Raw genomic sequence first — 26,714 nt, 5'->3', positions numbered from 1 at the left:
GAAGAGCTCCGTGTGTCTGACCGCTTTCGCCAGAAACTGCTCAATTGGTTCTGCACCATGCTGCTGTTGCTGCTGGTGTGCTCATTGTCGTTCGGGATTAGCTGGCGCATGATAATGGTTTCCGCTGGCATCATTGGTGGCGACTTGCCTTTGGAAAAATATGCTGGGCCTCTGGGTGAAGCCTTTCGCCCCTATTTTCTTTTCTTCCCACTACTCGCTTTCTGGCATTTCTTTGATTTGATCGAGAGCGATCACAACCCGAGCCGTTGGAGCGGTTGGTTAGCCCGTTATCGCAGCTTTTTCATACTACTGTTTCTCGCCAGTCCGTTTGCGGTGCTGAGCGTGCTTGATGGGTATGTCTTGACAGTTTGCAGTAGTCATCCAGTTTCCGATGAGTTCGTCTTTTGGCACCATTGCCAGCCATCGTCTTTTGCGACCTTCCTTCTCTATTTGGTGTTCACACCCTTGGTGCTGATGGCCTGCGCCAGCAAAGCGATCACAGCTATCCTCTCACATCGTCGCCCAAAGCCGCCTGCGTGAATCCAATCGACGCAGCCAGACAACGCTTCTTGCTGGCCAACGAAGACTAGAGGCAGCTCGCCGCAAGGCACCAGATTTCCGCAGCTTAGGTTCATGTTTCCAGCGCGATTTTGCGTGTTCGGGGGCGCAACCTAGTTCGAGGAAATCATGACAAAGCCCTTTAAATATATCGTTTTTACCGGTGCGGCGTTTGGCGCACTTGCGGTTCCCTCTGCGGCTTTGGCCGAGGGGCCTTATGTTGGCGTCAGCGGCGGGATCAGCCTGCCCAGTGACAGCCAAAACTCAGGAGAATTTGATGCCGATGTCGCGGCGACCGCTGATTTTGACGCGATTGCTGCGGAAACCCCGCTGGAATGGAATTCCCAATTCGACAATGGCCTCGCACTCAGCGGCCAGGTCGGATACGCCTTTGCCAATGGCTTCCGTGTGGAGCTGGAGGGGGCCTATTCCGAATATGACGTATCGGGCCATTCCGGTCTGACGGTCGGCGGCGCGGATATTGACGGCGTTGATGTCGCCGTCCTGACCCGCGGCGCGGCCGATGCGGCAAACCCTACCGTTGGCGCAGTGATCGCTGATGGCCAGGGTGATGTCAGCAATTTCGGCGTCTTCGGTAACGTCTTTTACGACATCAATACCGGCGGCTCGTTCAAGCCGTATGTTGGCGCTGGCCTCGGCTACCAATGGGTCAATGCGGAGTTCTCGCCATCGGGCGTGGACGTTGCCAATGATGACGATGGCGGCTTTGCCTATCGGCTGATGGCGGGCGCGAGCTTTGCGCTTTCACCGCGCGCCGAGGTGTTCGGCCAATACACCTACCGCGCCACCACCGAAGACAGCGATGTTGAGCTGAACCTGCTTCCCGCAACACTCGGGATCGAGTCAGAACAATCGATCGTCTCTGCCGGCGTAAGGTTCAAGTTCGGCGGCGAATAATCGCTAATTACCCTCTGGAGAGGGGCCGTACCAGCAGGCATGGCCCCTTTTTTGTGCGTGGAAACATTTGAGGCCTTTGCGCTGACGGATTTGCGTCCTAACCCTGATGCCTATGAGTGAGAGCGTCTATATTTGCCCGATCGGCTTTGCGCCGGGTCCTCAGCACAATGATGGGGCCGCGATCCAGCTTGCTGGCTCCATGGTCTACGCGAGCCGCTTTACCTGCGTGGTGCGCCAGGACGGCGCAGTCACAGCGCGGCATCTGTTCGGCGTGCGCGAGGCGGAGGAAGCCTTTGCGAAGCTCGGCGGCGAGCTGGAGGCGGAAGCGCGCGGGCAATGGGCCAACCTGCAAAAGGCGCACGCGCCGCTCGAACTGGGCGAGCGCACCATTCGCTTTGATCAGCCGCAGGTGATGGGCATTCTCAATGTGACGCCGGACAGTTTTTCCGATGGCGGCGAGTTTCTGGAAAAGCCCGATGCGGGCCGCGCCCATGCCTCCGCCATGCTGGAGGCGGGAGCGAGCATCATCGATATTGGCGGGGAAAGCACCCGCCCAGGTGCCGCCGCGACGTGGGAGGGGGACGAGAAAGACCGCGTCCTGCCGGCGGTGGAATATTGCGCCAGCATGGGCGCAGCGATCACCGTCGACACCCGGCGCGCGGGCGTGCTGGAGGCGGCATTGGCCGCTGGCGCGCATGCAGCCAACGACGTTTCGGCCATGCGCTATGACCCGCGCACCGCCGAATTGGTCGCGAATGCGCTATGCCCTGTAATCCTGATGCATGCTCCGGGCAGCGGCGAGGATCTGCACGAGGGCGGCGATTACAATGATGTCGTCTTTGACGTGTTTGATTTCCTCAAAGAGGTCCGCTCCAACGCCATTGCAGCGGGTATTGCAGAGGATAAGATCATCCTCGATCCCGGCATTGGTTTTGGCAAAAGCCTGTCGGAAAACCTGGCTTTGCTGAATGCACTGCCATTGTTCCATGCGCTGGGTTCGCCAATTCTGCTGGGTGTAAGCCGCAAGCGGATGATCGGTGCTTTGTCGAACGAGGCAGGGGCTCAGGAGCGGCTCGGCGGATCATTGGCGCTGGCGACCCTCGGCATGAATGCAGGCGTGCATATCCTGCGTGTGCATGACGTTGCTGAGACGGTTCAGGCGCGCAACGTCTGGCGCGGAATGCGCGATGCGGCGCTGACGGATTTTGCGCATTTGCCGCCGCTTTAGGTTGTCTGCGACAGCTTCGAAAATTTGCCAGTCGTGAAATAAAACAAGCGGGTCTGTGTAACCACTCGGGCGAGGGGCGCGAAAGGGGAGGCACCCCCTATCGAAAATTGGACCCCCGCAAATGATCTTTTCTAGCACCCCTCGCACTCTTGCAATTTTGCTCGCTCTTCCGGCGATGTCTTTCGCCGCGCCAGCCGCCGCTCAGTCGGATGATTTCACGCCGGAAGGCGGCGTTTACGTATCGCTGCAAGCGGGCGTGACCTCGCCCAGCGATGAAACCTTCGATGGTGTTCAAGACCCACAAGGCGCATCACCCGGTGTGGCCGGCGCGCCTGCCAGCGTGGACGTGCAGTCGGACGAAGGCTTCGTCGGTACGGTTGCTGTGGGCTACCGCATTCCAAAGCGCGTTTTCGGCCTGTTCCAGCCGAGCGTTGAAGTGGAATATTCCTATGCCGAAGCCGACGTGAGCGGCGGCAGCTTTAACAGCGGTGATCAGATTTTTGGCGGCGAGACCGAGGTCAACACCTTCTCGATCAATTATCAATCTGACATTCGCTGGTCAGATGATCAGAAGGTTATCCCGTTTTGGGGCGGCGGCATCGGCGTTGCAGAGGTTGATGCCAATGCGACCTACTTCCCCAACAATGGCGTCGCGACCGCGCCAACCTTTGCCGTGACCGGTTCAGACACGGGCCTCTCGCTCCAAAGCAATCTCGGCGTTCAGTTTGTCCTTACCGACAATGTCGAGCTCCAGACCCGCTTGCGTTACCAGCGCGTATCGGGCCTGGATTTTGAGCGCACATTTGTTGGTGGCGGCGCGAACGATTTTAACTCTGATGTCAGTGGCCGCTTTGAAACCGTCAGCCTGTTAGCCGGTATCCGCTATCGTTTCTAAACGATCACGCTGGACCGATTGCCAGCGATCTGGACTCATCAAATCCCCCTTTGGCCCCGAGCCAGAGGGGGATTTTGTTTGCGTGTCATAGAAAGGTCATGGCAAGCGCTCATCTGACGATTCAGATTGCCTTTTGGAGCTTACCTATGCGCGTTTTCTCGCCTCTCATCGCCGGATTGATTGTTTCTGTGGCTTCGCCCGCTCTGGCTGATGACCATGGCCATGCAGAGGGCGCAAACGAAGTCGCGCTGAGTGCGGACGAGCTGCTCGCGCCATACTATGTGAAGCTTCAGACGCAGATCGATCTGCCGGTTGCGCCCGACAATGTGCAGCTCTTGCCTGAAGGCTTGGTGACACGCCTGGCCTTTGGCAGTTGCAACCATCAGTCGCGCAGCCAGCATATGTGGGCACAGATTGCGGCGACCAATCCTGACCTGTTCCTGTTTATTGGCGACAACAATTACGGTGATCAGGGTTGGAAGGGTGACGCTTCACTCAGTACTTTGCGCGCCGCCTATCAATTGCAGGCGGAGACCCCCGAGCTGACGGAGTTTCGCACAAAGGTACCGATGATGATCACCTGGGATGATCACGATTTTGGTTTCAACGATGGCGGCGCGAATTTTGCATTCCGCGGTTGGTCAGAAACTATCTTTGAGACATTCTGGGGATCATCCGATGAAGTAAAATCGCGCCCTGGCATTTATGAAAGCCGTATTTTCGGGCCAAAGGGCAAGCGCGTGCAAATTCTCATGCTCGACACCCGCTTCTTCCGCTCTGATTTGGACGCGATGCCTTACTCGCCAGAGCGCCCGCCGCTTGGCCCCTACGTGCCAAGCACAGATGCCAGCAAGACGATGCTCGGCGATGCGCAATGGCAATGGCTAGAGCAGGAATTGGCCAAGCCGGCTGACCTGCGGGTTGTGGTCTCTTCAATCCAAGTGCTCACCGATGCGCACAATTACGAAAGCTGGGAGGCTCTGCCGCTGGAGCGGGCAAAGCTCTATGGCATGCTGGCAAACCGCGAAGAGAGCGGCATGGTGATGCTGTCGGGTGACCGGCATGCGGGCGGTATCTACCGCGACACACCAGCCGAAGCGGGCGAGCAGGTTTGGGAGCTCACCAGCTCTTCGATGAACTATTCGTTCTCCTCGACCGAGCGCAACACGGCACGCGAACCCGATCTAAAGCGGGTAACGGACTTCATTTCTGAAGAGAATTTTGGCTTGGTCGAGATCGACTGGGACGCGAAGAGCTTTACCATGAGCCTGCGCGGCAGCGAGGGTGAGACCCGCGTGACGCAGACTGTCAGCTTCTAAGCCCAGCCTAGCTTTGGCGGCGACTTACAGTGTGAAGCCGCCGTCAGAAACCATCACGTGGCCGGTCAGGTTCGCACCTGCATCCGATAGCATGTAGAGAATATCCCCCGCGATCTCTTCGCTGGTCGCGAAACGGCCCAGCGGCGTTGTGCTGGCCATCGCCTTGATGGTTGCCTCGCGTCCCTGCGTTTCGACCGAGCGCTTAAAGTCATCTGAGCTTTCCCAGATGTTGGTGTCGACCCCGCCCGGTGCGATGGCATTCACGCGGATGTTATTGAGTGCGCCTTCCAGCGCGGCAATACGGGTCATGTGAGAGACCGCCGCTTTCGCAACGCCGTAAGGGCCGATGCCCGCGATCGGCTTCATGCCGGTTGAAGAAGAGGTAATGACCGCGCTGCCGCCGCCGTCTTTCATTGCTCGCATGGCTGTGCGCAGGGTCAGGAAAGCGCCGTCGAGATTGACGTCCATCACCCGGCGCCACTCGGCAAAGTCAAGCTTGGCGATCTGTCCGTGTCCGCCAATGCCTGCGTTAACGGCCGCATGGTCCAGCCCGGTGAGGCGCGGCTGCAGCTCTTGCCATAGGACCTCGTCCGCGACGCTGCCGGTGATGTGTTCAACGTCGCAGCCGAGGTTCAGCGCTTCCATTCCGGCGGTATCGAGATCCACCAGAAACAGCTTGCTTGCGCCGCGCGCGGCCAAAGCCTTTGCGCATGCCGCGCCAATGCCGGAGGAGGCGCCAGTGACGAGCGCCGTGCGCCCGGAAAAATCTTGGTTTTGTGTCATGACGCTGCGCTAGTCGGATCGACGCGGTGCATCAAGCGGCGTTGTCGATTCCAAGATCGGAAAGCTTGCGATACAATGTCGAGCGCCCAATCCCCAGACGGCGTGCGACCTCGGTCATGCGGCCGCGATAATGGCCGATGGCGAGGCGAATGACGTCGGCTTCGATCTCTTCGAGTGGCCGCAGATTGCCATCCTCGGTGTAGAGCATCACGCCCACACCCTCGTGCTGAGGTGAGGTGAGCTGTTCGAGCTCGCCGAGCAGTTCTGAAAGCTGCGGGAAGCTGTCTGCGGTCAGCGTTTGATCTTCGCAATAGACCGCCGCGCGGAACAGGACGGATTGCAATTGCCGGACATTGCCCGGCCAATCGAACGCGGCGAGTAGTGTCAGCGCGCTGTCGCTGATGGACAGGTGGTTGAGGCCTGGCTGCTCACCAATTCGGGTTAGAAAATGGCGGGTCAGGGCCGAAATGTCGCCCGTGCGCTCGCGCAGCGGCGGAAGTTCGATTTTGGTTCCGCCCAGCTTGTCGGCCAGCTTCTGGTCAAAATGCTTGGTCTTGGTCAGCCGCTCCAGCGAGTAATTGCTCGCCGAAAGCAAGCGGACATCGACGCGGAAGCCGTGGGATGCACCAACCGGGCGGACGATCCCGCTCTCCAGCGTTTCAGCCAAGCGGGCCTGCATTTCATTGGGCAGGCGGTCGACTTCATCGAGCAGCAGCGTGCCGCCGTCGCAATGCTGCATAGCGCCGATCTGACGATCGAACGCGCCGGGAAAGGCGTCTGGCTCATGCCCGAACAGGACAGATTCGACCGAATTCGGCGGCACGCTGCCGATATTGATCACGCGCAGCGGCGCTTTACTGCGCGGGCTGGCGGCGTGCATCGCGCGCATCAGCATTTCTTTGCCGGTGCCGCTTTCGCCTTCGATCAGGACATGCCCATGGCCGCGCGCAGCCTTGGCCGCCTGCGCCAAAGCGGTGCGGAATTTTGGCGCGGTGCCGATCATCGCATCGAAATCGAGCGTCGCCGACATTTTTTCGGTCAGCGGCGCAAGTTCGTTTTTCGGCGTTTCGCGAGTGGTGACGCTGCGCAGCGCCTCCATCAGGCGGTCGGGCGAAATCGGTTTGACGAGATAATCGCTCGCGCCTGCTCGCATGGCTTCCACCGCGAGCAAAGGCGACGCGCTGGTCGTCAGCATCAGGATTGGCAGGGCGGGGCGACGAATTTTCAGTTCTTGGATAAGGCCGCAGGCATCATCGCCCGGCACCCACTGATCGAGCAGGATTGCGGACAATTGCATGCCCTCGCGCGTGCCCAGCATTGCGATCGCTTCTTCCGCGTCGCTCGCCACGATAATCCGCCAACCTTCACGCGCGGCAATTGCTGAGATCAAGCGGCTTTGCGCCGGCTCGTCATCAATCAGCATTACCAGGCGCGTTTCCAGTTCGGACATCGACGTTTACATCCCAAAACGCCTTGAGAGCCTTCTCCCAAGGTCACTTAATGGGTGGGCTTACCGAACAGGAGTAAAGACCCGATTAAGGCTATTCGCTGTTCCTTTCGCAAATACCCTAAAAGAGCGGTCAATCATGCTTTTCCTGCCCCAAGCAATCGCGCGGGCTTGAGCTTGCCCGCGGGCTTCGATAGGGCATATTCAGTACGTCTCACGCAAAGGGTTTTTGTGAGGCCAGACAACGATTTGAAGGAATATGCGCGATGGCAGCCAACGATATGGACCATGCTAAATCAACCTATGACAGCTTCATTGCTTCGCTGAAGTGGGCCATTCCCCTGATTTGCGTGATTACTCTGTTCGTCATCATGATGATCGCTGACTAGGACGCCTGCATGAAGATCGCCGTTCTTAAAGAGCAAGCCGCCGGTGAAACGCGCGTTGCCGCGACACCGGAAACAGTGAAGAAGTTCATTGGCTTAGGCAACGAAGTGGCGATCGAAAGCGGGGCGGGGCTGCATGCCTCCATTACAGATGAGGCGTTTGCAGAGGCCGGCGCCAGCGTCGGCAAAGCGGCCACGACGATCAAAGATGCGGACATCGTTCTGGGCATTCAAGCGCCTGACGTAAAAGCGCTGAAAGGCGCGAAGTCTGGCGCATGGGTTGCGGCCCTATTTGATCCGTTCAGCGACACGGCGCGGGTAGAGGCCTATGCCACTGCCGAGCTCGAGGCGTTAGCCATGGAGTTCATGCCGCGCATCACCCGCGCGCAGAGCATGGATGTGCTCTCCAGCCAATCGAACTTGTCAGGCTATAAAGCGGTGCTGGCGGCGGCGGATACCTATGGCCGTGCCTTTCCCATGATGATGACGGCCGCTGGCACGGTTCAGGCGGCGAAAGCTTTTGTAATGGGCGTCGGCGTTGCTGGCCTGCAAGCGATTGCAACCGCGCGGCGGCTGGGCGCTCAAGTGTCGGCAACCGACGTCAGATCCGCTACCAAGGAACAGATCGAAAGCCTTGGCGCAAAAGCGATTTTTGTTGAGGACGTGGCCGGAATTGAGGGCGAAGGCTCTGGCGGATACGCCACGGAAATGAGCGATGAGTATAAGGCTGCTCAAGCCAAGCTTGTCTCAGAGCACATCGCGAAACAGGACATTGTCATCACCACCGCGCTGATCCCCGGACGCGCTGCTCCCGTGCTCATCACGGACGCGCAAATCGCGACGATGAAGCCGGGCAGCGTGATCTTCGACCTCGCAGTGGCGCAAGGCGGAAATGTTGAGGGTTCCAAGCCAGACGAGACGGTCGAAAAGCACGGCGTCAAAATCATCGGCTATGCCAACACGCCCGCGCAATTGCCCGCCGACGCCTCGGCCCTGTTTGCGCGCAACCACTTCAACTTCCTCAGCGCGTTCTGGGACAAGGAAGCGGGCAAGCCCAAGCTCGACGAAGAGATCGGCGACGCGATCCGTCTGACGCAGGGCGGCAAGGTGGTGAACGAGAGGCTTCAGGGGTGAGGTTGAACATCCCAAATCCTCCCCGCTACGGGGAGGGGGACCGCGCGCAGCGCGGTGGAGGGGACGCACGGTTCGTTGCCAGACCGGAAGTCATGCGCGCCCGTGAACTCCGAAAAAACATGACGATGCCCGAACGTATGCTTTGGCAGCGCCTTCGCGCCCGTCCACAGGGCTTCAAATTTCGCAGGCAGCATCCGATAGGCCCATATATCGCTGATTTTTGCTGTATGTCCGAAAAGCTGGTCGTCGAAGTCGATGGCAGCGCACACGATTCACTTGATCGCGCCAAGTTTGACGAGAGGCGTATCGCATTCATGAAAGAAAACGGGTTCAGGGTTTTGCGGGTGGCCCCGCGCCGCGTGTTGGCGGATGCCGATGCGACCGCAGAGGCAATCGTCGCGCGTGTGGCGGATCCCCTCCACCAGCCTGCGGCTGGTCCCCCTCCCCGTGCCGGGGAGGTTACGTAACCAATGGACTTTATCTCAATCCTATCCATCTTCGTGCTGGCGTGTTTCGTCGGCTATTATGTGGTCTGGTCGGTCACCCCGGCGTTGCACACGCCGCTGATGGCGGTGACCAATGCGATTTCTTCGGTGATCATCGTCGGCGCGCTGATTGCGGCGGCTGAGGCGGGCAGTCCAACGGCCAAATATCTCGGCCTGTTCGGTGTTGTGCTGGCCAGCATCAACATCTTCGGCGGCTTTGCCGTGACGGAACGAATGCTCGCCATGTACAAGAAGAAGGAGAAGTAAGAGATGACTTTGCTTCTCAATCTAGTGCGATCTTCAGCGCAAGCATGTAGTGACGTGTATAGCGACGGTGGGTATTGCGATCCTAGTAATCCCGACTCCCACTTTGCTATTGCAACAAGAGCACGCGAAGCGGCGGAAGCTTTAGATGCATCCCAGTTGACAAACTCTTGGGTAGCGCTCGCCTATCTTATCTCTGGCGTGTTCTTCATCCTCGCACTGCGCGGGCTATCCAGCCCAGCAACCAGCCGCGCGGGCAACCGTTATGGCATGCTCGGCATGCTGATCGCCGTGGTCACCACTCTGGTGACGCACAGCATCGCGACCCTTCCAGAGATCGGCATTGCGATGTTCCTCGGCGGGATTATCGGCGTCACCGTCGCTCGCAAAATCGCCATGACGGCGATGCCAGAATTGGTCGCGGGCTTTCACTCGCTGGTCGGTTTGGCCGCCGTTGTCGTGGGCCTCGCCGCATGGCTAGACCCGGCAAGTTTCGGGATCACGGACGCTGCGGGGCAAATCCTGGTCGTCAGCCGGATTGAGCTGGGCCTCGGCATTGCCATTGGTGCGATCACCTTCTCCGGCTCAGTCATTGCCTTCCTCAAACTGTCTGGCCGGATGAGCGGATCGCCGATCATGCTGCCCGGGCGGCACGTGATCAATCTCGGCACATTAGCCGCGATCCTTGGCCTGATCGCCTATTACGCGATGTCGACCGAGGCAGGCGCGGGCGAGGGGCAGCTGATCATCGCGGTTACCGTGCTCGCCTTTATCATCGGCTTCCTGCTGATCATCCCAATCGGCGGCGCGGATATGCCGGTCGTCGTCTCCATGCTGAACAGTTATTCCGGCTGGGCGGCGGCGGCGATGGGTTTCACGCTGGGCAATAGCGCGATGATCATCACCGGCGCTTTGGTGGGCTCCTCCGGCGCGATCCTCAGCTACATCATGTGCAAGGCCATGAACCGTAGCTTCATCAGCGTGATCGCGGGCGGTTTTGGCGCGGACAGCTCTGGCGGCGGCGATGGCGAGGCGCGCGAACAGCGCCCGTACAAGCAAGGCAGCGCAGACGATGCGGCCTTCATGCTGGAGCAGGCGGAAAAGGTCATCATCATTCCCGGCTACGGCATGGCGGTGGCTCAGGCTCAGCACGTGCTGCGCGAAATGGCCGACACGCTCAAGGAAAAGGGCGTCGAAGTGAAATACGCGATCCACCCGGTTGCCGGGCGGATGCCGGGGCACATGAACGTGCTGCTGGCCGAGGCGAATGTGCCCTATGACGAAGTGTTCGAGCTGGAGGACATCAACAGCGAATTTGCGCAGGCCGATGTTGCCTTCATTATCGGCGCGAACGACGTGGTGAACCCGGCGGCGAAAACCGACAAATCATCACCGATCTACGGTATGCCTGTGTTCGACGTCGATAAGGCGAAGCAAGTGTTCTTCATCAAGCGCAGCATGGGCGGGGTCGGCTATGCCGGGGTCGACAATGATGTGTTCTACATGAACCAGACGATGATGCTGCTGTCCGATGCCAAGAAGATGGTCGAAGAGATCGTGAAGGCGCTCGACTAGGTCCGTCCCATGAAGAAGCTTCTCGTGCTTTTCATTCTTATCGCTGCGCTGGCAGGCGGGGCATGGTTTCTGCTGCGCGATGACGGCTTGGTTGAACAAGTGACCGAAGAACGCATTGAAGCGGCCCTGATCGAGAAAGGCACACCGCCTCAGCTCGCCGGCTGTATGGCGGGCCGCATGGTCGACCGTTTGTCGCTGCTGCAACTGAAGAAGCTGGAGCGGCTGCGCGCGCAAGAGGGCGAGAGCGGCATTCCGATCTCTCCTGGCGATCTACTCGCGCGGATCCGCCGCGTTGACGATCCAGAGGCGGTTGAACAATTGGCCAGCGCAGCGGCGCTGTGTTCGCTCGGCCTCGGCGGGGACTGACGCCGCTCTTGCAATCCCGGCTCAAGGCGGCACAATGCTTGCCACTTGGGAGGGATCATCATGCTGAAATTTGCACTTGCCGCGCTCGCTGCGCCCGTCGCGCTCACCTGCGCGAGCGCCGCCACGGCAGAGGCGCACACGATTGAGCCGGGCGAGGGCGCTCAGGAGCGCTTGCAAGAGGCGCTGATCCTTGCCGAACCGGGTGATGAGATCGTGCTCGCCGCCGGACGCTATGCGCTGACAGATGGTCTTAGCCTGGACGTTGACGGCGTGACCCTGCGCGGCGCGGGAATGGGCGCAAGCGTGCTCGATTTCACCGCGCAGGAGGGGGCGGGCGAAGGCCTGTTGGTGACGTCAGACGATGTCACTTTGCGCGATTTTGGGATTGAGAATGCCAAGGGCGACGGGATCAAATCAAAGGGCGCGGATCAGATCATCTATCACGCGATCCGGGTGGAATGGACCGGTGGTCCGGACGCCAGCAATGGCGCTTATGGCATCTATCCGGTCGAGGCGAGCAATGTGCTGGTGCAAGACAGCTATGTTCGCGGCGCATCGGATGCGGGCATCTATGTTGGCCAGTCGGAAAACATCATCGTGCGCCGCAACCGCGTGGTGGAAAATGTCGCCGGGATCGAGATCGAGAACAGCAATCGCGCAGAGGTGACAGAAAACCTTGCGACCAAGAACACAGGCGGCATTCTGATCTTCGATTTGCCCGGCCTGCCCAAAGTCGGCGGCGGCAGTGTGCTGGTCGCGCGCAATGCGGTGATCGACAACAACACCGATAATTTCGCACCAGAGGGCAATATCGTCGCCAGCGTGCCTGCGGGGACCGGGGTGATGGTGATGGCAAACAAAGACGTGCACATTCGGGAGAATGCGCTGGTCAACAATTCGACATCACATGTGATGATGATCGCCTACACACAGCCCTTCGATGATGAGCGGTATCAGCCGCGTCCGGTGGATGTGGTGGTAAAGGGCAACATCTATGGCACGGGTGGCAACGCGCCTGATTTGCCCGGTGGCACACAATTGGCCGTGATGACCGGAGGTTCGCTGCCGCATATTTTCTCAGATGGATTGGGCAGAGGTTTGATTGTCGGAGATCCAACGCCAATTCTCTCGCTGGGCCTTACCCGCGTTGGGCAACCGATAACTGAGGCGAAACCGGAGATCATCAATCCAGTGATCGCAGGTGAGACGGCTGAGCTGCCCAAGGTTGCTCTACCTGAGGGCATGGAGGCCCGGCTTAAGTGATCCGCGGCGGCATCCTGTTAGGGCTGGCCACGCTCGCGCTGGCAGGCACCGTCTCTCAGTCAGAGGCGCGCTCGCCGGTCGCTGTAAATAACAGCGCCGTTATGCAGGGCATGCCGAAAACACTGTCCGAGTTTAGCTTTTTTGCTCGCCCGCGGGCACAGGAATCGTTCAGCGCCGCCGACTACACGCTCAAAACACAGCTCTATTCCGACGGCGCGGATAAGCTGCGCTTTGCCTATGTCCCCTATGGCAAGGCGATGAAGGCAAATGGGGATGGACTGCTCGAATTTCCTGTGGGCAGCGCGCTGATCAAAACCTTCGCCTTTGGTGAAGGCGCGGACCGGCGCCTCATTGAAACGCGCCTGTTGCTGCACCGGGCCGAGGGCTGGGTCGCGCTGCCCTATGTTTGGAACGAGGAGCAGACGGATGCGCGGCTGGCGGTGGCAGGGGCGCGTATCCCTGTTGCGCGGCCTGATGGGACCGAGATCAGCTACCGCGTGCCCAACAAGAATCAGTGCAAGCAGTGCCATGTGACAGATGGTGAGGTCACGCCGATTGGCCCCAAGGCTCGGAACCTGCCCACCGAATGGCTCAGTGAAGCGGTTGCAGGCGGGCGGCTCGATAAAATGCCAATGGTGACAGCGGGCCTGCCTCATTGGGGCGAGCGTGACAGCGAAAGTGCCGATGTAGCCGCTCTTGCCCGCGCCTATCTCGATGTGAACTGCGCGCATTGCCACCAACCTGACGGCATGGCGTCAAATTCCGGGCTTGATCTGCGCTGGGAACAAGACGATCCACACGCTCTGGGTGTCCGCAAACCGCCCGTCGCGGCCGGGCGCGGGGCAGGGGGGCTGCTGGTTTCGATTGATCCGGGCGCGCCGGACAAATCCATCCTCGTCCACCGTATGAATTCGGTCGATCCTGGGGTTGCGATGCCAGAGCTGGGCAAGTCGACCATTGATGCAGACGGGCTGGCCGTGATCCGCCGATGGATCGACCAAATGCCCGCGCAGTAAGCCGTCAAGAATATAGGAATTCCGACAATGAAGCGTCTGTTCAAAGTTCTGGCCGTACTCATCGCGCTGCTGATGCTCGCATTTGTGTTGTTTCGCACGCCCGACACCGATCCAGCAGAAATGCGCGCCAAATACGCCGGCGAACCCTCGCAATTTGTCGAGATTGGCGACGGCGTGACCGTTCATCTGCGCGATGAGGGGCCGCGCGATGCGCCTACGATCATGCTGTTGCATGGTTCCACGGCCGATCTGCACACATGGGAGCCTTGGGCGGACGGCCTCAAAGAGACTTACCGCGTCATCCGTTTTGACCAGGTCGGCCATGGGTTGACCGGGCCTGACACTAACGCAGACTATTCGCGCGAGAGCTTTGTTGCCGACATTGGCGAGGTCGCCGATGCATTGGGCCTGGACCGGTTCGTCATCGCGGGCAGCTCAATGGGAGGAAGCCACGCGATGGCATATGCGCTCGCGCATCCTGAACGGCTCGAGGGAATAGTCTTGGTCGGCGCTAGCGGAGCGCCGGTAAGGCGTGACGGGGGAGGGGGTAGTTTTGCGATGACTTTGGCTCAGACCCCTGTGGCAAACCGGTTGATGGCGCACATCACGCCGCGTTCGATGGTCGAGCAATCTTTTACTAAAATGGTCAGCAACAAAGCAATGGTGACGCCTGCGATGGTTGATCGATATTGGGAAATGCTGCGCTACCCTGGCAACCGCTCGGCTACGATCACGCGTTTTGCAGCTGATCGGGTCGTATTCGATGCGGAAGAGGTTAGCGCAGTTGAGGTGCCCGCGCTGGTGATCTGGGGCACCGAGGACCCTTTGATACCGGTGGAATCAGGACGCTGGTATGATGAGAAGCTGCCCAATTCCACGCTGGTTGAATATGAAGAGATTGGCCATTTGCCGCATGAAGAGGCCGCTCAGCCGACCCTGGCTGACCTCAAGAGCTGGCTGCTGAGCCTGCCGTCGATCCGGCCCGAGCTGTGACTCATCAAATCTTGTAAAGCCTGTAGCGCACTGGCTTCTCGCTCGCTAAGGCGGGGCGCAACAGGGCTTTTTAGATTTAGGGATGACCTTTGAGAAAATTGGGCCTGATTGGCGGTATGAGCTGGGTTTCGACCGCCATGTATTACGATCGCATCAATCGAATCATCCAAAAAGACGGACAAAAGCACGGCCGCCCGATGGCGAGCGCGCCGCTGCTGATTGAAAGCCTCGACTTTTGCGAGCTCTATGGTCTGCGTGAAGATACCGATTGGAAACGCGCCGCGGGCGTGTTGTCTGAAAGCGCAAAACGGTTGGAGGATGCAGGCGCGGGCGCGCTGATCATCTGCGCCAACTCAATGCACAAGCTTTATGAGGATGTCGCGGGCGCGGTGGGCATCCCGATACTGCACATTGCAGAAACCGTCGGCGCGGCGATGCAAGCGGCTGGCTGCACGAATGCGGCGCTGATCGGCACACGCAATGTGATGACCGAGAGCTTTTATCGTAAACGGCTGGTCGCGCACGGTGTCGACCTGCTCCCGCCGAATATGGACAATGTCGAGCTGCTCGACCGGATCATTTACGAGCAATTGATGGTCGGCAAGGCGACCCGCGATGCCGAACGATCCATCCGCACGATCATCACCAATAAAGAACAAGAAGGCGCCAAGGCGATTGTTTTGGCCTGTACTGAGATGAATCTGGTCGTGGATGCCACCGCCAACATCTTGCCAGTGTTCGATTCTGACCCGGATTCACTGCGAGGCTGCGGCGAATTGGCTGCTTGGCGAAGAATTGCCGGGATAAGCGGCAGCCGACCCCGTCTCACCCACGATTTGTCGCGTTCTTACAAGTCGCGCCCTATTCACATCGATGTAAGTTCCTACCAATGGCGATGACGCGCTGCCGTCCGAGCCATCGGGTCGCTAACCGACTGGCTGAGGGGCTGCTCAGTTGAAACAACGAGCGGCCCCGCGAGCTTTGTAGGTCCTGACCCTCATATGTCTGGCGAATTTCTGATCTTTATGAATGCGTTCGCTCTCTGTTCAGGTTGTGGTGAGCGATGCGCTGACTTAAGCGCGCAGAGGTGGATATGACCCGCGCCCCTTACGCCGCTAACCCCGTCGCACCGCGCGGCCGCGAATTTGACAATCGCTCAGTTTCGGCGCGCGCTGAGGTGAGGGGGCCGCGCAGCGAGTTTCAACGCGACCGCGACCGGATCATTCACTCGATGAGCTTTCGCAGGCTCAAATCCAAAACTCAGGTCTTTATCGCGCCGGAAGGCGATCACTACCGCACCCGCCTCACCCACAGCCTGGAAGTGGCGCAGATTGGCCGCGTGCTGGCCCGCGCTCTGGGTGTGGACGAAGATCTGACGGAGGCGCTGTGTCTGGCGCATGACATGGGGCACCCGCCCTTTGGCCATGCGGGCGAGGCGGCGCTGTCTGAGGCGATGCAGCGGCACGGCGGGTTCTGCCATAATGCGCAGTCGATGCGCACGCTGATGCGCTTGGAATCGCCCTATCCTGACTATGACGGGCTCAACCTCACATGGGACCTGCTGGAGGGGCTGGCCAAGCACAATGGCCCGGTTGAAGCGCCCAATTGGGCGCTGGCGGAGTTGGATGCGGCATTCCCATTTGATTTGGGCGCGTGGCCATCATTGGAGGCCCAGATTGCGGCGGTGGCCGATGACATCGCCTATGATAATCACGACATTGATGACGGCCTGCGGGCCGGTTTCTTGGGGCTAGATGATCTGCTCGAATTGGATTTCCTCGAACACCAATGGCGGGCGGTCGAAAAACGCTTTCCCAATGCCCCGCGAGAGCGGCAATTGCGCGAGCTGGTGCGCGATCAAATCGGCCTGATGGTCAATGATGTGTTAGAGCACACGCGCGCCAATATCAGCGGCATGACCTCAGTGGATGAGGTGCGTGCTGCTGGCAAACAGACTGGCCGGGTTCTCGCCCGGCTTTGCCGCTCAGGAACGATCGCTAAAAACCTTCATGTACGACAAGCTCTATTACCACCCGGAACAAGTCGCCGCCGCTGGCCGCGCCCGCGATGTGGTTGCGCGCTTGTTCGCGGCCTATTCTCAGGATCACCACCTGATGCCGCCCGAATGGCAGGCGCGCCTGCCCAAGGACGATCCGCAGCGGGCCCGCACCATCGCTGACTTCATCGCCGGTATGAGTGACCGTTTTGCGATGGAGGCCTGCACCAAAATCTATGGCGAAGCGCCGCAGGGGCTTTCTAATGTTTGAGGTGGCGAATGTCTGAGGTGTGCCGCATTGCCCTTGTCGGTGCGACCGGCCTGATCGGTCGGCGCGTGATCGAAACCAGCAATGATGTCGACGACGTGCGCATCATTGGCGTCTCGCGGCGAGAGGCTCCGCTGCCCGACGGCGCGCGGATGGAAATGTATGTCGCCACACCGGAAAAGTGGGGCGAGGTGTTTGAAACGATCAAGCCGCGTACGCTGATCTGTGCGCTGGGCACCACCTGGAAGAAGTCAGGCCGCGATGAAGAAGCGTTTCGCAAGGTCGACCATGATCTTGTCCTCGCCACCGCAGAGGCGGCGGTGGAGGCTGGCATTACCAATCTGGTGATGGTCAGCTCGGCCGGGGCCGATTGGCGCTCCAAAACCTTCTATCTGAAGGTCAAAGGCGAAACCGAGACAGCGCTGTCCAAGGTTGGGTTTAAGCGGCTCGATATTCTGCGTCCCGGCCTGCTGCGCGGGCCGCGCACCAATGATTTGAGGGTTGGGGAGAAGCTGGCGATGATCGCCAGCCCTGTGCTTGATCCCATGCTCGGCGGGAAATGGGCGTCCTATCGCTCCATCGATGCACGTGTGGTGTCAGAGGCGGCGCTCGGTCTGGCGATGCGTAAAGCGGCGGGGCGGTTTGTGCATGACAATGACGCGATGAAGCGGGCTGCACGCGAATGGCGCCAGCGTCTCGAACGGCTGGAGCAGCAAGCCGAGCAAGGTTAAGCAAGCCCCGCGCGGGCCCAAAGGGAGCATTGGCGATGGATTGGAATGCAATTTTTGGCGCGGTGAACCTGCTCGCTATTATCGCTTGGATCGCGCTCGCTTTCCTGCCGCGCAGCCCGGCCATACTTGCAGCCGTCCTGTACGTCGGGGTTGGCATCTTGTGTCTGGTCTACAGCGTTTCGCTGGTCGGCGTGCTGACGGGATTGCTACCGAATGAGAGCGGGGCGGGCGCGAATTTCAACACTATTGAGGGCGTGCGCGCGATCTTTGCCAGCGATGCGGGCGTGACCATCGGCTGGACGCATTATCTCGCCTTTGACCTGTTTGTCGGCATCTGGATCGCCCGCGATGCTGATGCAAAGGGCATCTCCCGGATTGTCCAAGTGCCAATCCTGCTGGCGACTTTAATGGCGGGGCCGCTGGGGCTGCTGATCTGGCTGATCGTGCGAGAACCAGCGGCGCGCGCCAATGGCCGCTGGAGCTGATCCCAGCCAATCCCGCAATCTGCTTGGCAAATCTGTGCAGCCGTGCATAAACTACATAATAAACAAAACAGATAAATCGGAGAGAGATTGGTGACCGCACAGTCGCATTGCACCTTTGATGCATTCGTTTCCCATTGGGCCAGCGAACGCCCGGACCAGACGGCCTTTGAACAGGATGGCGATACGGTAACATTCGCGCAGCCGGATGATCTGACCCGTCGGATGATCAGCGTGTTTGAAGCGAATGGTATCGCCAAGGGAGACCGGATCGCGTGGCTGGGTAAAAACCGCACGATCTATTACGCTATGTTCCTGGCCGCGGCGCGCATGGGCGCGGTGATGGCGCCTATTGGCTGGCGGCTTGCCCCGCCAGAGGTCGCCTATATTCTGAAAGACACCGGCGCGAAACTGATGATCACAGGCATCGGCTTTGCCGAAGTTGTCGCCAAGCTAGCGCCAGAGATCGCAGCGACGGTGAAAATCATCGAAGAGCCAGAGATGTACGCCGCGATTGAGGCAGCCGCTCCGGCCAGCTTCACCCCGTCCGGCCCCGATGATGCCGTGCTTCAACTCTACACCAGCGGCACCACCGGCAATCCCAAGGGAGCCGAGTTGAGCAATGCGGCGCTGGTCGCTTTGCGCAACACCTCAAAAGAGGCCGGCGATCCGTGGAACAGCCCCGGGCCCGATGATTGCATGCTGGTTGCCATGCCCTGTGCGCATATTGGCGGCACGGGGATTGTGATCGCGTCGATCGCTAACGGCATCCGCGCGCTCATTCAGGAAGAGTTTGACCCCGGCGAGTTCCTCAAAGGCATTGAGGCTGGGGCCACCCAGTCCTTCGTCGTGCCAGCGGCGTTGCAAATGGTAATCCAGCACCCGCACGCGAAAAATGTCGATTTCAGCGGCGTCAAATACATCATGTATGGCGCAGCGCCGATGCCGCTGGAGCTGCTGAAAGAGGCGGTGCGCACCATGCCTCAGGCGGGTTTCCTGCAAGTGTTCGGCATGACGGAAACCTGCGGTACGGTGACCTTGCTTAGACCAGAGGATCACTCGCTTGAAGGCAATGAGCGGATGCGCTCGGTCGGATGCGCGATGCCGGGCACCGACATTCGTATTTTTGATGAGAACAGCAATGAAGTGCCGCGCGGCACCATTGGCGAAATTGTCGTCAAATCGCCCTCCAACATGCTCGGTTATTGGAACCTGCCCGAGGCCACCGAAAAGACGATCCGCGACGGCTGGCTGTATACTGGTGATGCCGCGATCATGGATGATGATGGCTACATCTACATTCAGGACCGCATCAAAGACATGATCATCTCTGGCGGGGAGAATGTCTATCCCGCCCAGGTTGAAAGCGCGATTTACGGCCATCCAGCGGTTGGCGAAGTGGCGGTGATCGGCGTGCCTGATGACAAGTGGGGCGAGGCGGTGAAGGCCTGCATTGTTCCCAAACCCGGGCAGACGGTCGATACCGATGAAGTGATCGCCTATGCGCGCGAACAGTTGGCCGGTTTCAAAGTGCCCAAGAGCATTGATGTGATTGAGGTCATGCCGCGCAATCCATCAGGCAAAATCCTGCGCCGCCAATTGCGCGCGCCCTATTGGGAGGGGCAGGAGCGGCAGGTCAACTGACCCGTGAAGAAGCATGCACCCGCGACCTTGCGCAATCGCGAGGCGATTGCTGAGGTTCTCGCTATAGAGTTGCCTTCAGACGGAACGTTGCTGGAGGTGGCCAGCGGCAGCGGAGAGCATGCGGTCTATTTCGCTGAAGCGTTTCCGCAGCCGACCTTTCAGCCAAGCGATCCTTCGCCGGAGGCTCTGGATTCTATCGCCGCCTATCGCTCAGAATATGAGGGCAAGAACCTGCTCGCGCCGGTCCATCTCGATGCCAGCGCGCCTGCCGATTGGCTGACCCAGCATGCGGATGCGATCCTGTGCATCAACATGGTCCACATCAGCCCATGGGAGGCCACGCTGGGATTATTTGCAGGTGCCGCGCGCGTCCTAGACGAAGGCGCACCACTGATCCTCTACGGACCGTATTATGAGGAAGGCGTGGAGCCTGCGCCATCAAACCTGGCGTTTGATGCAAGCCTGCGCGAGCGCAACGCCGACTGGGGCATTCGCGATGTGGACGATGCCGACAAAGCCGCTGATGATCAACAATTTACGCGGGTAAATCGCTATGAAATGCCCGCGAACAATTTGATGCTGACTTACCGTAAAGGCTGAGGTTTAGCCCCCGAGCCTTCAATCGCCCAATCAATCGATGGCGTCTTCGCCAGCCTGACCGACGGATTGGATATCTTCGCCCAATCCCTTCACGGTGTTGCATGCGGCGGAGGTGAGGGTAAGCGCGGCCATTGCAGCGGCAATCAGAGTTTTGCGGACCATTATGTCTGCCTTTCGTTTGGTTTCGCTGTCTCACTAGCTCGTAGCAGATGAACCTGTCTTGCCACTTGCTAGCATTCGTTCGCGATATGCGATGAGCAGCCCTGCCGCAATGATCAGCGGAACGCCGAGCCACAAATTGGCCGAAGGCGGGCTCGCAAAAATGAGCACCCCATACAAGGTTGCCCATAACAGCGAGGTGTAATCCATCACGATGATCACCGCCGCCGAGCCGAAGCGCAGCGAAGTGGTGAGCAAGATCTGCCCAAGCGCGCCCGCCGCTGCCATGGCAAAAATGATCGCCCAGGTTTCGCCGTCATGTGGTTCGATCACGAATGGAACGAACAGCGCCATAAACGGGGCGGTGATGGCGGTGAACCAGAACACGATCGTCCACGGGTTCTCGCTCTTGTTGAGGTCTTGAATCTGGAACGAGATCAAGGCGACGAGCAAGGCCGCAACCAGACCCACTGCCGCGCCTATGGGGTCGATCATGCCCGATGCTCCCGGCTGAACGATCACCAGCACCCCGGCAAAACCTAGGATAACCGCGCCCCAGCGATATTTGCCGACCGTCTCGCCAAACAGGATCACCGAGATCATCACCGCGAAAAACGGGGTGGTGAAGCTGATCGCAGTCGCTTCGGCGAGTGGCAGCAAGGTGACCGCGCCGTAAACGCAGAACATGCCGGTCAGCCCCGCAACAGCGCGGCGGACATGCGCGCCCATGCGCTTGGTCTTGGTCTGCGCGAGCCGCCCCGTCGCCCAAAGAATGGCGGCTATCGCGATGAAAGTCAGCGCCTGACGCCAAAATATCAGCTCGGCCAGATGCACGCCTTTTTCACTGGCCAGCTTCACCAGCATCGCCATGGTCGCCAGCGTGCCCGCTGTGATCAGTCGAATGCCCAGGGCAAGCATTGGGCGAGGGCGGGCAATCGAACCATCCATAGGGCCTGCGTGTAAGCGGATTGCCGCGTTTCACAAGCGTAGCATTGCCATGAAGCCCGGCATGGCTATAGCCGCGCCCGCGATGATGGAGTTTTTACACGATCTGCTGTTTGCCAGCGACGCGCTGATCCTCGCGCTGATCGGCGGGGCATTGATGGTGTTTGCCGGCTTCGCATCGTGGATGGACCGGCGGCGCAGCAAGGAACGCCCAATCGATCAGCTAGAAAGAGTGGGCTGGGTGCCGTGGACGAGCGTATTCGTGCTGTCCGCGATTATGGGCATGGGGCTGCTGACGCTGTCGCTGCCGGTTGTGTTGGGGAATTAGTGAGGTAGGATGCTGGGATGCGAACGCTTTTGTTTGTAACAGCCTTTTTAGCAATGGCGTTTGGCCTTTCTGCTAATGTTGGCGCCTGTGTCGTGCTGGTCGAGCGCAACTACAACCAAATGCTCGCTGCTGACGGGATTTTCGTCGGCGAGATGCTCGCCTATGAACCGACTGGTTTCAACGACAGTGGTATAGCGTCGCAGGCTTTGGTCACCTATCGGGTGGATGAGGTCCTCAAGGGCGAAGTTGCGAACAAAATCGAGATCAATTTTCCGCCAACCAACTACAGAGTTCCCGACAGTCGAAGAACTGACGGTCCAGAAATTGTAAGCTTCCGGCGACATCAATACGAAGACGAAGAAAAGAACGCTTCAGAAGCCAATTTTGTCATCAGTGGGCCATGTGAAGGAATTTATGTTCTGGATGGGAAGGCGCAGAACGTTGCAGCCGTGAAGGATTGGATTTCAGATGGAATTGCTCGTCCCTCAGAGCTCTATTCCCAAGAAGCCGAATACGTGGCGCAAAAAAGGGCAGAAGTGGAAAGACGGATAGCCGAGAGACGCGCCGCGAGAGGATGGCCTCCTAGAGAAACGCAATCAGACGACCCAACGTCTGAGAGCATTTCGCCCACACAAAAAGAGCACTCGACGTTGTCCGCTCACTTTTGGCTTATCTTCCTTGCGCTAGGAGCCTTTGGTGCAGCTTGCCTCTTTTGGAAGAGGTTAGCGCAAAAAGACTAGAGACAAGCCTCAAGATAAGCCTGATCAAAGCCGTACTGACGCGCTTTTTCAAGCGTGTAAGGACGCAGGCCAGAGGCGCGGAATTCGCCCAAGATTTTACCGTCTTCGCTCTCGTCGAGATATTCGAACTTGAACAGGTTTTGGGTCACGATCACATCGCCTTCCATCCCGATAACCTCGGTGATGTCGGTGGTGCGGCGTGAACCATCGCGCAGACGTTTTACCTGAACGATCAAGTCGACCGATTCGGCGATCTGAGTGGAGATCGCTTGTTTCGGGATCTTGATGTCGCCCATCAAAATCATGTTTTCCATACGGCCCAGGCACTCACGCGGTGAGTTGGCGTGAAGCGTACACATAGAGCCATCGTGGCCGGTGTTCATGGCGGCGAGAAGATCGAAACATTCCGCGCCACGAATCTCACCCAGGATGATACGGTCTGGGCGCATACGCAGGGCGTTCTTAACAAGGTCACCGATCGTAATCGCGCCTTGGCCTTCAAGGTTAGGCGGACGTGTTTCCAGCGGCAGCCAGTGCGGCTGCTGCAAGCGAAGCTCGGCGGCATCCTCAATGGTCAGCACGCGCTCGCCCGGGTCGATCATTTTCGACAGAGCGTTGAGCATGGTGGTCTTACCCGAACCTGTACCGCCAGAGATCACGATGTTCATTCGGCATGCGCCAGCGATTTTCAGCGCCGTACACATCTTCTCGTCCATCGAACCAAAGTCCTTGAGCATGTCCAAGGTGATTGGCTTCTCAGAGAACTTACGAATGGAGATCGCGGTGCCTTTGAGGCTGAGTGGCGGCACGATCACGTTAACACGTGAGCCGTCCTTCAAGCGGGCATCGGCCAGCGGCGTGGTTTGGTCGACGCGGCGGCCAACCTGGTTCACGATGCGCTGAGCAATCTGGAAAAGGTGCTGTTCATCGCGGAACCGGATCGGTGCGATGGTCAGCTTACCGCCTTTTTCAATGTAGGTCTGATCAGGGCCGTTGACCATGATATCAGACACGTCTGGATCGGTAAGCAGCTCTTCGAGCGGGCCGAAGCCGAGCAGCTCGTCTATCAGAACTTTTTCCAGCGCGAATTGTTCACGGCGGTTCAGTGTGACCTTAAGTTCGGCCAGCACTTCCATGATAATAGGGCGAAATTCTTCAGACAGCTCTTCTTTAGAAAGCGTCGCAGCGGCTTCTGGGTCGACGCGTTCCAGCAAGCGCGGGAGCACTTGTTCTTTGATCTTGTGAACGCTGGCTTCAAAGCCGCCTTCTTCAGATTCGGCAGAATGGGTCGCATTCATGCGCTCCGTAAGGCGATCCATCGCATCATCGGTCGCGTTACCAGCGCTAACCGGAGCCGGCTTTGGCTCTGCTTTTTTCTCAGGCTCTTCGTCCGGCAGAGGCGGGAATTGCTCACCACCTTTGTCCGCGCTTCCGCCCGTTTTCATCGGCCGGGCAACTCCAAACGCGGGACGCCCACCGGCACCACCTCCGCCTGCGCCACCTTTTTTACCGAATGCGCTCATCGCAAGCCCCCTAGGCCGTAAATCATACACTGCATATCAACGTCCGATGACGAAGACTGCCTCTCTGAAAATGGTGAATAGTCTGGAAACCTTATTTTTTCCCTAAGGTTGGCGAAGCAAACACGAGTCATGCTGCAGCGCTGACTTCAGGCGACTTCCCGACATTCAAAATGAAGTTTGCCGCTGGCTTTGTAGCGGCCCAAATTATGGCGACCATGCCCAAGGCAACATAGCCATCGACCGCATAATGATAGGCGAGATGGACCGAGCCGAGCATAATCAACAGCCAGAAAACGGCGAAGGCGGCCCACAGGCGCTTGTCGATTTTCCAGGTGGCAAAGACATATAGAGACGTGAGCGCGACATGCATCGATGGCATGGCAGTGATCCCGCGGCCAAGCCCATAGTCTCCCTCCGCATACCAATCGAGCAGCATCTGCTGAACTTCGATAACGGGTATGGTCTGCACCGCGTTGGCGGCATGCAGATAGGCCATTTGTTCCGCAAAGTGATCATCACCCAGCAGGGGCTCCAGAAAAACCGGACCGACCGAGGCGAGCGAAATTGCGCCGATCATGCCGACGATTGTCCAGGTTAGGAAATAGCCGAGGAAGAAACGCAGACGCAGATGCTTGTCAGTGACGTAAAGCGCAAAACACAAAGGTCCGATATAGATCAGCGCAAACCAGAAGTGGTATAGGTAACCGAGCGCTGCAGAGACCTCAGGATAGCCAAGCAAAGGTTGCAGCAGACGCCAAGGGTCGGTCCCATGAATCGCTGCGTCCCAATCGATGAAGGTTTGGTCCCAGGTATACTCGCTGAGCAAAGGGATTGCGCCCTTAATATAGCTGAACGCTGGCATCAGCGTGCCAACCGCGACAACCATGCAAAACGCAGGCAAAATCCGCGCATAAGCCGGGTGAGCGCGGGGGTCATTTAGGAAAAATTCGACCGGGCTGCTTGGGCGGTGACGCACCAATAGAAGGGAGAATTCCACGGCGACAAAGACAATCAATATGAACGTCACAAAGCGGCTATTGAGGAAAATTGCCCGGCCCCAATTGATCGTAACATCGACGCTGTTCAAGGCGACATTCGCGCACAAGCAAATGATCAGAGCCAGCGCAAGGATCGCGATCTCGCTGCGGCCAACGCTGGATGTAAAAATTGACCTTACCTTGCTAAGGTTGAAAGCTCTTCGCTCGAGTGTCTTAGACATTTTTGACCTGCCGAGGATTAAGTGAGAGCAGAACCGCGCAAGCGCAAAGAACAACCATGATCGGAAATGGGTAGTAAAGTGCCCCATCCAGCATGGACATTGTTAGGAGCCCTGCCATGACTCCTATACAAGGTAAGGCCAAGTTACGGTTCGACTGTGTGTGCCACCAGATCTGTTTCCAAATGGCCCAAGCCAAAGCGATTAAGCATACGAACCCTACCGCCCCCCAATCGAACAAGACTTGCAATACGGAGTTGTGCGGATGATTGAAGAAGCCTCGCGCGGCCTCCACGGTAAAACGGAATTGACCTTGTCCATAGCCGATAACTGGACTTTCGAAAATCCAGGTCGCCGTTTCTAACCAAATATTAAGCCGGCCAGAACTGTATTCGCTGCCAGATTCCGGAGCAACCATGCGGCCGATAATTGATTGCAATCCCCACATAGTAGCTGGTGTAAAGGTCAAAGAAGACAAAGCTGCCACGACAAAGCCGAGCGCCAATTTTCGAAAATAGCTCATGAGGCCGTGACGACGCTGGTAAAGAGCAATCACAAACGCGGAAGCAAGCAGGCCCAAGAATGCAGCTCGACCGCCACTCCAAAAGATGCACCATGCGCCCAAAACCAAAAGTATTTGAGCAAAGATGATCTCTGCACGTTCCCTTGAGTTAGCGAGGAGGCCGATCGCGATGCCGGCCGCTGCTAATCCATAATACCCGATTTGACGAACGTTGGAGACACCTGCGCTAAATTGTTTCCAGTTGAACTCTGGTTCGTTGACGACGCTGATGGCCAAGCCGAAGGCAAGCACAAAATAGATAGCTCCACCTGCGGCAATACAGATAAGGAAATTCTGCTGCATGTTTCGCCATACGCCTGTGAACCGTTCACAAAGCATGCCAAGAAATAGCATGTGAATTAGGGTGGTCAGCCCAAACAGATAGGCTACGCCTGGATCAGCATCAGCCAAGGCGGCCGAGGCGAGGACAGTCATTGTAAAGACAGCAAGGGCGAGTTTCGCTCGCAGTTCAAGTCTATCTATGAAGCTACGTAGGTCGGCGCCGGAGAGAGCGGCCAAACCGATGACAATCAATTCAGCAATCAAAATCGGGAATGAAAAATGTCTTCTGATCAGAAAACTATATTCCACCTGCCACGTCGAAAGCGCGAAGACGGGTGCGGCGAGCAGCAGCACAAGACAGGCGAGCTTAGCGGCCAAATGAGGCGACAATGCAAGCGCGGCGCCGCGCGGCTTTGACAGCGCAGCAGCGGGCGCGGTCACGCCGCTTTTTCCTCATTTAAACCCATTATCGGCCTTTCTTCGCGAAGCGCGTAGTTCATGGACAATAATGGTTAATGTTTGATCAAGGGCTTGGCTTTTCGCGCAGGGAATAGCGCCTTAGGCGCGGCTTCGGATCGCTGCCGATCACTAAATGACAATCGCCTTTC

General features: G+C 58.4%; 27 protein-coding genes and 2 pseudogenes. 22 read left to right on the top strand and 7 right to left on the bottom strand.

The features are described 5' to 3' along the window. The first annotated feature begins 12 nt into the window (after positions 1–12). The 5 genes from AC0V6M_RS01265 (at position 13) to AC0V6M_RS01245 (ending at position 4,918) form a co-directional block, all read left to right on the top strand. Complete coding sequence (locus tag AC0V6M_RS01265) at positions 13–540, top strand: hypothetical protein (RefSeq protein ID WP_486137056.1); 528 nt, start codon at positions 13–15, stop codon at positions 538–540. A 147-nt stretch (positions 541–687) separates the two neighbouring features. Continuing rightward, on the top strand, positions 688–1,476 hold the full coding sequence (locus AC0V6M_RS01260; protein WP_486137055.1) for an outer membrane protein: 789 nt from the start codon (positions 688–690) through the stop codon (positions 1,474–1,476). A gap of 112 nt (positions 1,477–1,588) precedes the next feature. Next, the gene (folP, locus tag AC0V6M_RS01255) at positions 1,589–2,704 is read left to right on the top strand and encodes a dihydropteroate synthase (protein WP_486137054.1); all 1,116 of its coding nucleotides are present in this window, start codon (positions 1,589–1,591) and stop codon (positions 2,702–2,704) included. A 121-nt stretch (positions 2,705–2,825) separates the two neighbouring features. Next, positions 2,826–3,599 (top strand): outer membrane protein, encoded by a 774-nt coding sequence (locus AC0V6M_RS01250; RefSeq protein ID WP_486137053.1) that lies wholly within the window; start codon positions 2,826–2,828, stop codon positions 3,597–3,599. Positions 3,600–3,745: 146 nt separating this feature from the next. Further along, the gene (locus AC0V6M_RS01245) at positions 3,746–4,918 is read left to right on the top strand and encodes an alkaline phosphatase D family protein (protein ID WP_486137051.1); all 1,173 of its coding nucleotides are present in this window, start codon (positions 3,746–3,748) and stop codon (positions 4,916–4,918) included. A gap of 24 nt (positions 4,919–4,942) precedes the next feature. Here the strand turns inward: AC0V6M_RS01245 and AC0V6M_RS01240 are convergent, their stop codons facing one another. Together AC0V6M_RS01240 and AC0V6M_RS01235 are read right to left on the bottom strand one after the other, a co-directional pair. Beyond that, positions 4,943–5,701 (bottom strand): SDR family NAD(P)-dependent oxidoreductase, encoded by a 759-nt coding sequence (locus AC0V6M_RS01240; protein WP_486137050.1) that lies wholly within the window; start codon positions 5,699–5,701, stop codon positions 4,943–4,945. 31 nt (positions 5,702–5,732) lie between these two features. Beyond that, the gene (locus AC0V6M_RS01235) at positions 5,733–7,151 is read right to left on the bottom strand and encodes a sigma-54-dependent transcriptional regulator (protein ID WP_486137049.1); all 1,419 of its coding nucleotides are present in this window, start codon (positions 7,149–7,151) and stop codon (positions 5,733–5,735) included. Between the two features lie 263 nt (positions 7,152–7,414). Here AC0V6M_RS01235 and AC0V6M_RS01230 point away from each other — a divergent pair, with 263 nt between their 5' ends. From AC0V6M_RS01230 to AC0V6M_RS01160, 15 genes and pseudogenes are all read left to right on the top strand, one after another. Then, positions 7,415–7,537, top strand: a complete 123-nt coding sequence (locus AC0V6M_RS01230) for a hypothetical protein (RefSeq protein WP_486137047.1) — start codon at positions 7,415–7,417, stop codon at positions 7,535–7,537. Positions 7,538–7,546: 9 nt separating this feature from the next. Next, a complete protein-coding gene (locus AC0V6M_RS01225; RefSeq protein WP_486137046.1) occupies positions 7,547–8,668 on the top strand; it encodes an NAD(P) transhydrogenase subunit alpha in 1,122 nt (373 codons plus the stop codon). A 92-nt stretch (positions 8,669–8,760) separates the two neighbouring features. Then, complete coding sequence (locus tag AC0V6M_RS01220) at positions 8,761–9,135, top strand: endonuclease domain-containing protein (RefSeq protein ID WP_486137045.1); 375 nt, start codon at positions 8,761–8,763, stop codon at positions 9,133–9,135. Between the two features lie 3 nt (positions 9,136–9,138). Further along, positions 9,139–9,420 carry an NAD(P) transhydrogenase subunit alpha part 2 gene (locus tag AC0V6M_RS01215; protein WP_472640940.1) on the top strand — a complete coding sequence of 94 codons (282 nt, stop codon included), beginning with the start codon at positions 9,139–9,141 and terminating at the stop codon, positions 9,418–9,420. Between the two features lie 108 nt (positions 9,421–9,528). Next, entirely contained in the window at positions 9,529–10,992 is a 1,464-nt protein-coding gene (locus AC0V6M_RS01210) for an NAD(P)(+) transhydrogenase (Re/Si-specific) subunit beta (protein WP_486139548.1), read from the top strand. 9 nt (positions 10,993–11,001) lie between these two features. Then, positions 11,002–11,358, top strand: coding sequence for a hypothetical protein (locus tag AC0V6M_RS01205; RefSeq protein ID WP_486137043.1), 357 nt, complete (start codon positions 11,002–11,004; stop codon positions 11,356–11,358). A 60-nt stretch (positions 11,359–11,418) separates the two neighbouring features. Then, on the top strand, positions 11,419–12,621 hold the full coding sequence (locus AC0V6M_RS01200; protein WP_486137042.1) for a parallel beta-helix domain-containing protein: 1,203 nt from the start codon (positions 11,419–11,421) through the stop codon (positions 12,619–12,621). Next, on the top strand, positions 12,618–13,637 hold the full coding sequence (locus tag AC0V6M_RS01195) for an SO2930 family diheme c-type cytochrome (protein ID WP_486137041.1): 1,020 nt from the start codon (positions 12,618–12,620) through the stop codon (positions 13,635–13,637). Before AC0V6M_RS01200 ends, AC0V6M_RS01195 begins: the two co-directional genes overlap by 4 nt. Positions 13,638–13,664: 27 nt before the next feature. Further along, positions 13,665–14,630 (top strand): alpha/beta fold hydrolase, encoded by a 966-nt coding sequence (locus tag AC0V6M_RS01190; RefSeq protein WP_486137040.1) that lies wholly within the window; start codon positions 13,665–13,667, stop codon positions 14,628–14,630. 89 nt (positions 14,631–14,719) lie between these two features. Next, positions 14,720–15,437, top strand: a pseudogene (locus AC0V6M_RS01185) (aspartate/glutamate racemase family protein). 286 nt (positions 15,438–15,723) lie between these two features. Then, positions 15,724–16,897: pseudogene (locus AC0V6M_RS01180) on the top strand (deoxyguanosinetriphosphate triphosphohydrolase). Positions 16,898–16,905: 8 nt separating this feature from the next. Then, complete coding sequence (locus AC0V6M_RS01175; RefSeq protein ID WP_486137039.1) at positions 16,906–17,625, top strand: NAD(P)H-binding protein; 720 nt, start codon at positions 16,906–16,908, stop codon at positions 17,623–17,625. 35 nt (positions 17,626–17,660) lie between these two features. Continuing rightward, the gene (locus AC0V6M_RS01170; protein WP_486137038.1) at positions 17,661–18,110 is read left to right on the top strand and encodes an ABA4-like family protein; all 450 of its coding nucleotides are present in this window, start codon (positions 17,661–17,663) and stop codon (positions 18,108–18,110) included. Positions 18,111–18,200: 90 nt separating this feature from the next. Next, positions 18,201–19,751 carry a long-chain-fatty-acid--CoA ligase gene (locus tag AC0V6M_RS01165; RefSeq protein WP_486137037.1) on the top strand — a complete coding sequence of 517 codons (1,551 nt, stop codon included), beginning with the start codon at positions 18,201–18,203 and terminating at the stop codon, positions 19,749–19,751. A gap of 3 nt (positions 19,752–19,754) precedes the next feature. After that, on the top strand, positions 19,755–20,351 hold the full coding sequence (locus AC0V6M_RS01160) for a DUF938 domain-containing protein (protein WP_486137036.1): 597 nt from the start codon (positions 19,755–19,757) through the stop codon (positions 20,349–20,351). A gap of 30 nt (positions 20,352–20,381) precedes the next feature. On the opposite strand, the gene AC0V6M_RS01155 is transcribed toward AC0V6M_RS01160, so the two are convergent. Together AC0V6M_RS01155 and AC0V6M_RS01150 are read right to left on the bottom strand one after the other, a co-directional pair. After that, a complete protein-coding gene (locus AC0V6M_RS01155) occupies positions 20,382–20,513 on the bottom strand; it encodes an entericidin A/B family lipoprotein (RefSeq protein ID WP_472639339.1) in 132 nt (43 codons plus the stop codon). A 33-nt stretch (positions 20,514–20,546) separates the two neighbouring features. Continuing rightward, complete coding sequence (locus AC0V6M_RS01150; protein ID WP_486137035.1) at positions 20,547–21,458, bottom strand: DMT family transporter; 912 nt, start codon at positions 21,456–21,458, stop codon at positions 20,547–20,549. 49 nt (positions 21,459–21,507) lie between these two features. Between AC0V6M_RS01150 and AC0V6M_RS01145 the strand changes: the two genes are divergently transcribed. After that, positions 21,508–21,783, top strand: coding sequence for a hypothetical protein (locus AC0V6M_RS01145; protein WP_486137034.1), 276 nt, complete (start codon positions 21,508–21,510; stop codon positions 21,781–21,783). A 17-nt stretch (positions 21,784–21,800) separates the two neighbouring features. Further along, a complete protein-coding gene (locus tag AC0V6M_RS01140) occupies positions 21,801–22,523 on the top strand; it encodes a hypothetical protein (protein ID WP_486137033.1) in 723 nt (240 codons plus the stop codon). On the opposite strand, the gene AC0V6M_RS01135 is transcribed toward AC0V6M_RS01140, so the two are convergent. From AC0V6M_RS01135 to AC0V6M_RS01125, 3 genes are all read right to left on the bottom strand, one after another. Continuing rightward, the gene (locus tag AC0V6M_RS01135; RefSeq protein WP_486137032.1) at positions 22,520–24,046 is read right to left on the bottom strand and encodes a TadA family conjugal transfer-associated ATPase; all 1,527 of its coding nucleotides are present in this window, start codon (positions 24,044–24,046) and stop codon (positions 22,520–22,522) included. The two genes, AC0V6M_RS01140 and AC0V6M_RS01135, sit on opposite strands and share 4 nt — an antisense overlap. 127 nt (positions 24,047–24,173) lie before the next feature. Further along, a complete protein-coding gene (locus AC0V6M_RS01130; RefSeq protein WP_486137030.1) occupies positions 24,174–25,265 on the bottom strand; it encodes a phosphatase PAP2 family protein in 1,092 nt (363 codons plus the stop codon). Continuing rightward, positions 25,258–26,547, bottom strand: a complete 1,290-nt coding sequence (locus tag AC0V6M_RS01125) for an O-antigen ligase family protein (RefSeq protein WP_486137029.1) — start codon at positions 26,545–26,547, stop codon at positions 25,258–25,260. Before AC0V6M_RS01125 ends, AC0V6M_RS01130 begins: the two co-directional genes overlap by 8 nt. Between the last annotated feature and the right edge of the window lie 167 nt (positions 26,548–26,714).

This window comes from Erythrobacter sp. JB3-1 (genome assembly GCF_057364995.1).
The sequence above is the reverse complement of the archived record's forward strand: the minus strand, read 5'-3'. Positions and strand labels throughout refer to the sequence as shown.

Excerpts from the sequence above, each read along its gene's own strand:
- AC0V6M_RS01260 (WP_486137055.1), top strand. The coding sequence starts at position 688 with ATGACAAAGCCCTTTAAATATATCGTTTTTACCGGTGCGGCGTTTGGC.
- folP (WP_486137054.1), top strand. The coding sequence starts at position 1,589 with ATGAGTGAGAGCGTCTATATTTGCCCGATCGGCTTTGCGCCGGGTCCT.
- AC0V6M_RS01250 (WP_486137053.1), top strand. The coding sequence starts at position 2,826 with ATGATCTTTTCTAGCACCCCTCGCACTCTTGCAATTTTGCTCGCTCTT.
- AC0V6M_RS01245 (WP_486137051.1), top strand. The coding sequence starts at position 3,746 with ATGCGCGTTTTCTCGCCTCTCATCGCCGGATTGATTGTTTCTGTGGCT.
- AC0V6M_RS01240 (WP_486137050.1), bottom strand. The coding sequence starts at position 5,701 with ATGACACAAAACCAAGATTTTTCCGGGCGCACGGCGCTCGTCACTGGC.
- AC0V6M_RS01235 (WP_486137049.1), bottom strand. The coding sequence starts at position 7,151 with ATGTCCGAACTGGAAACGCGCCTGGTAATGCTGATTGATGACGAGCCG.
- AC0V6M_RS01230 (WP_486137047.1), top strand. The coding sequence starts at position 7,415 with ATGGCAGCCAACGATATGGACCATGCTAAATCAACCTATGACAGCTTC.
- AC0V6M_RS01225 (WP_486137046.1), top strand. The coding sequence starts at position 7,547 with ATGAAGATCGCCGTTCTTAAAGAGCAAGCCGCCGGTGAAACGCGCGTT.
- AC0V6M_RS01220 (WP_486137045.1), top strand. The coding sequence starts at position 8,761 with ATGCGCGCCCGTGAACTCCGAAAAAACATGACGATGCCCGAACGTATG.
- AC0V6M_RS01215 (WP_472640940.1), top strand. The coding sequence starts at position 9,139 with ATGGACTTTATCTCAATCCTATCCATCTTCGTGCTGGCGTGTTTCGTC.
- AC0V6M_RS01205 (WP_486137043.1), top strand. The coding sequence starts at position 11,002 with ATGAAGAAGCTTCTCGTGCTTTTCATTCTTATCGCTGCGCTGGCAGGC.
- AC0V6M_RS01200 (WP_486137042.1), top strand. The coding sequence starts at position 11,419 with ATGCTGAAATTTGCACTTGCCGCGCTCGCTGCGCCCGTCGCGCTCACC.
- AC0V6M_RS01190 (WP_486137040.1), top strand. The coding sequence starts at position 13,665 with ATGAAGCGTCTGTTCAAAGTTCTGGCCGTACTCATCGCGCTGCTGATG.
- AC0V6M_RS01175 (WP_486137039.1), top strand. The coding sequence starts at position 16,906 with ATGTCTGAGGTGTGCCGCATTGCCCTTGTCGGTGCGACCGGCCTGATC.
- AC0V6M_RS01170 (WP_486137038.1), top strand. The coding sequence starts at position 17,661 with ATGGATTGGAATGCAATTTTTGGCGCGGTGAACCTGCTCGCTATTATC.
- AC0V6M_RS01155 (WP_472639339.1), bottom strand. The coding sequence starts at position 20,513 with ATGGTCCGCAAAACTCTGATTGCCGCTGCAATGGCCGCGCTTACCCTC.
- AC0V6M_RS01150 (WP_486137035.1), bottom strand. The coding sequence starts at position 21,458 with ATGGATGGTTCGATTGCCCGCCCTCGCCCAATGCTTGCCCTGGGCATT.
- AC0V6M_RS01145 (WP_486137034.1), top strand. The coding sequence starts at position 21,508 with ATGAAGCCCGGCATGGCTATAGCCGCGCCCGCGATGATGGAGTTTTTA.
- AC0V6M_RS01140 (WP_486137033.1), top strand. The coding sequence starts at position 21,801 with ATGCGAACGCTTTTGTTTGTAACAGCCTTTTTAGCAATGGCGTTTGGC.
- AC0V6M_RS01135 (WP_486137032.1), bottom strand. The coding sequence starts at position 24,046 with ATGAGCGCATTCGGTAAAAAAGGTGGCGCAGGCGGAGGTGGTGCCGGT.
- AC0V6M_RS01130 (WP_486137030.1), bottom strand. The coding sequence starts at position 25,265 with ATGTCTAAGACACTCGAGCGAAGAGCTTTCAACCTTAGCAAGGTAAGG.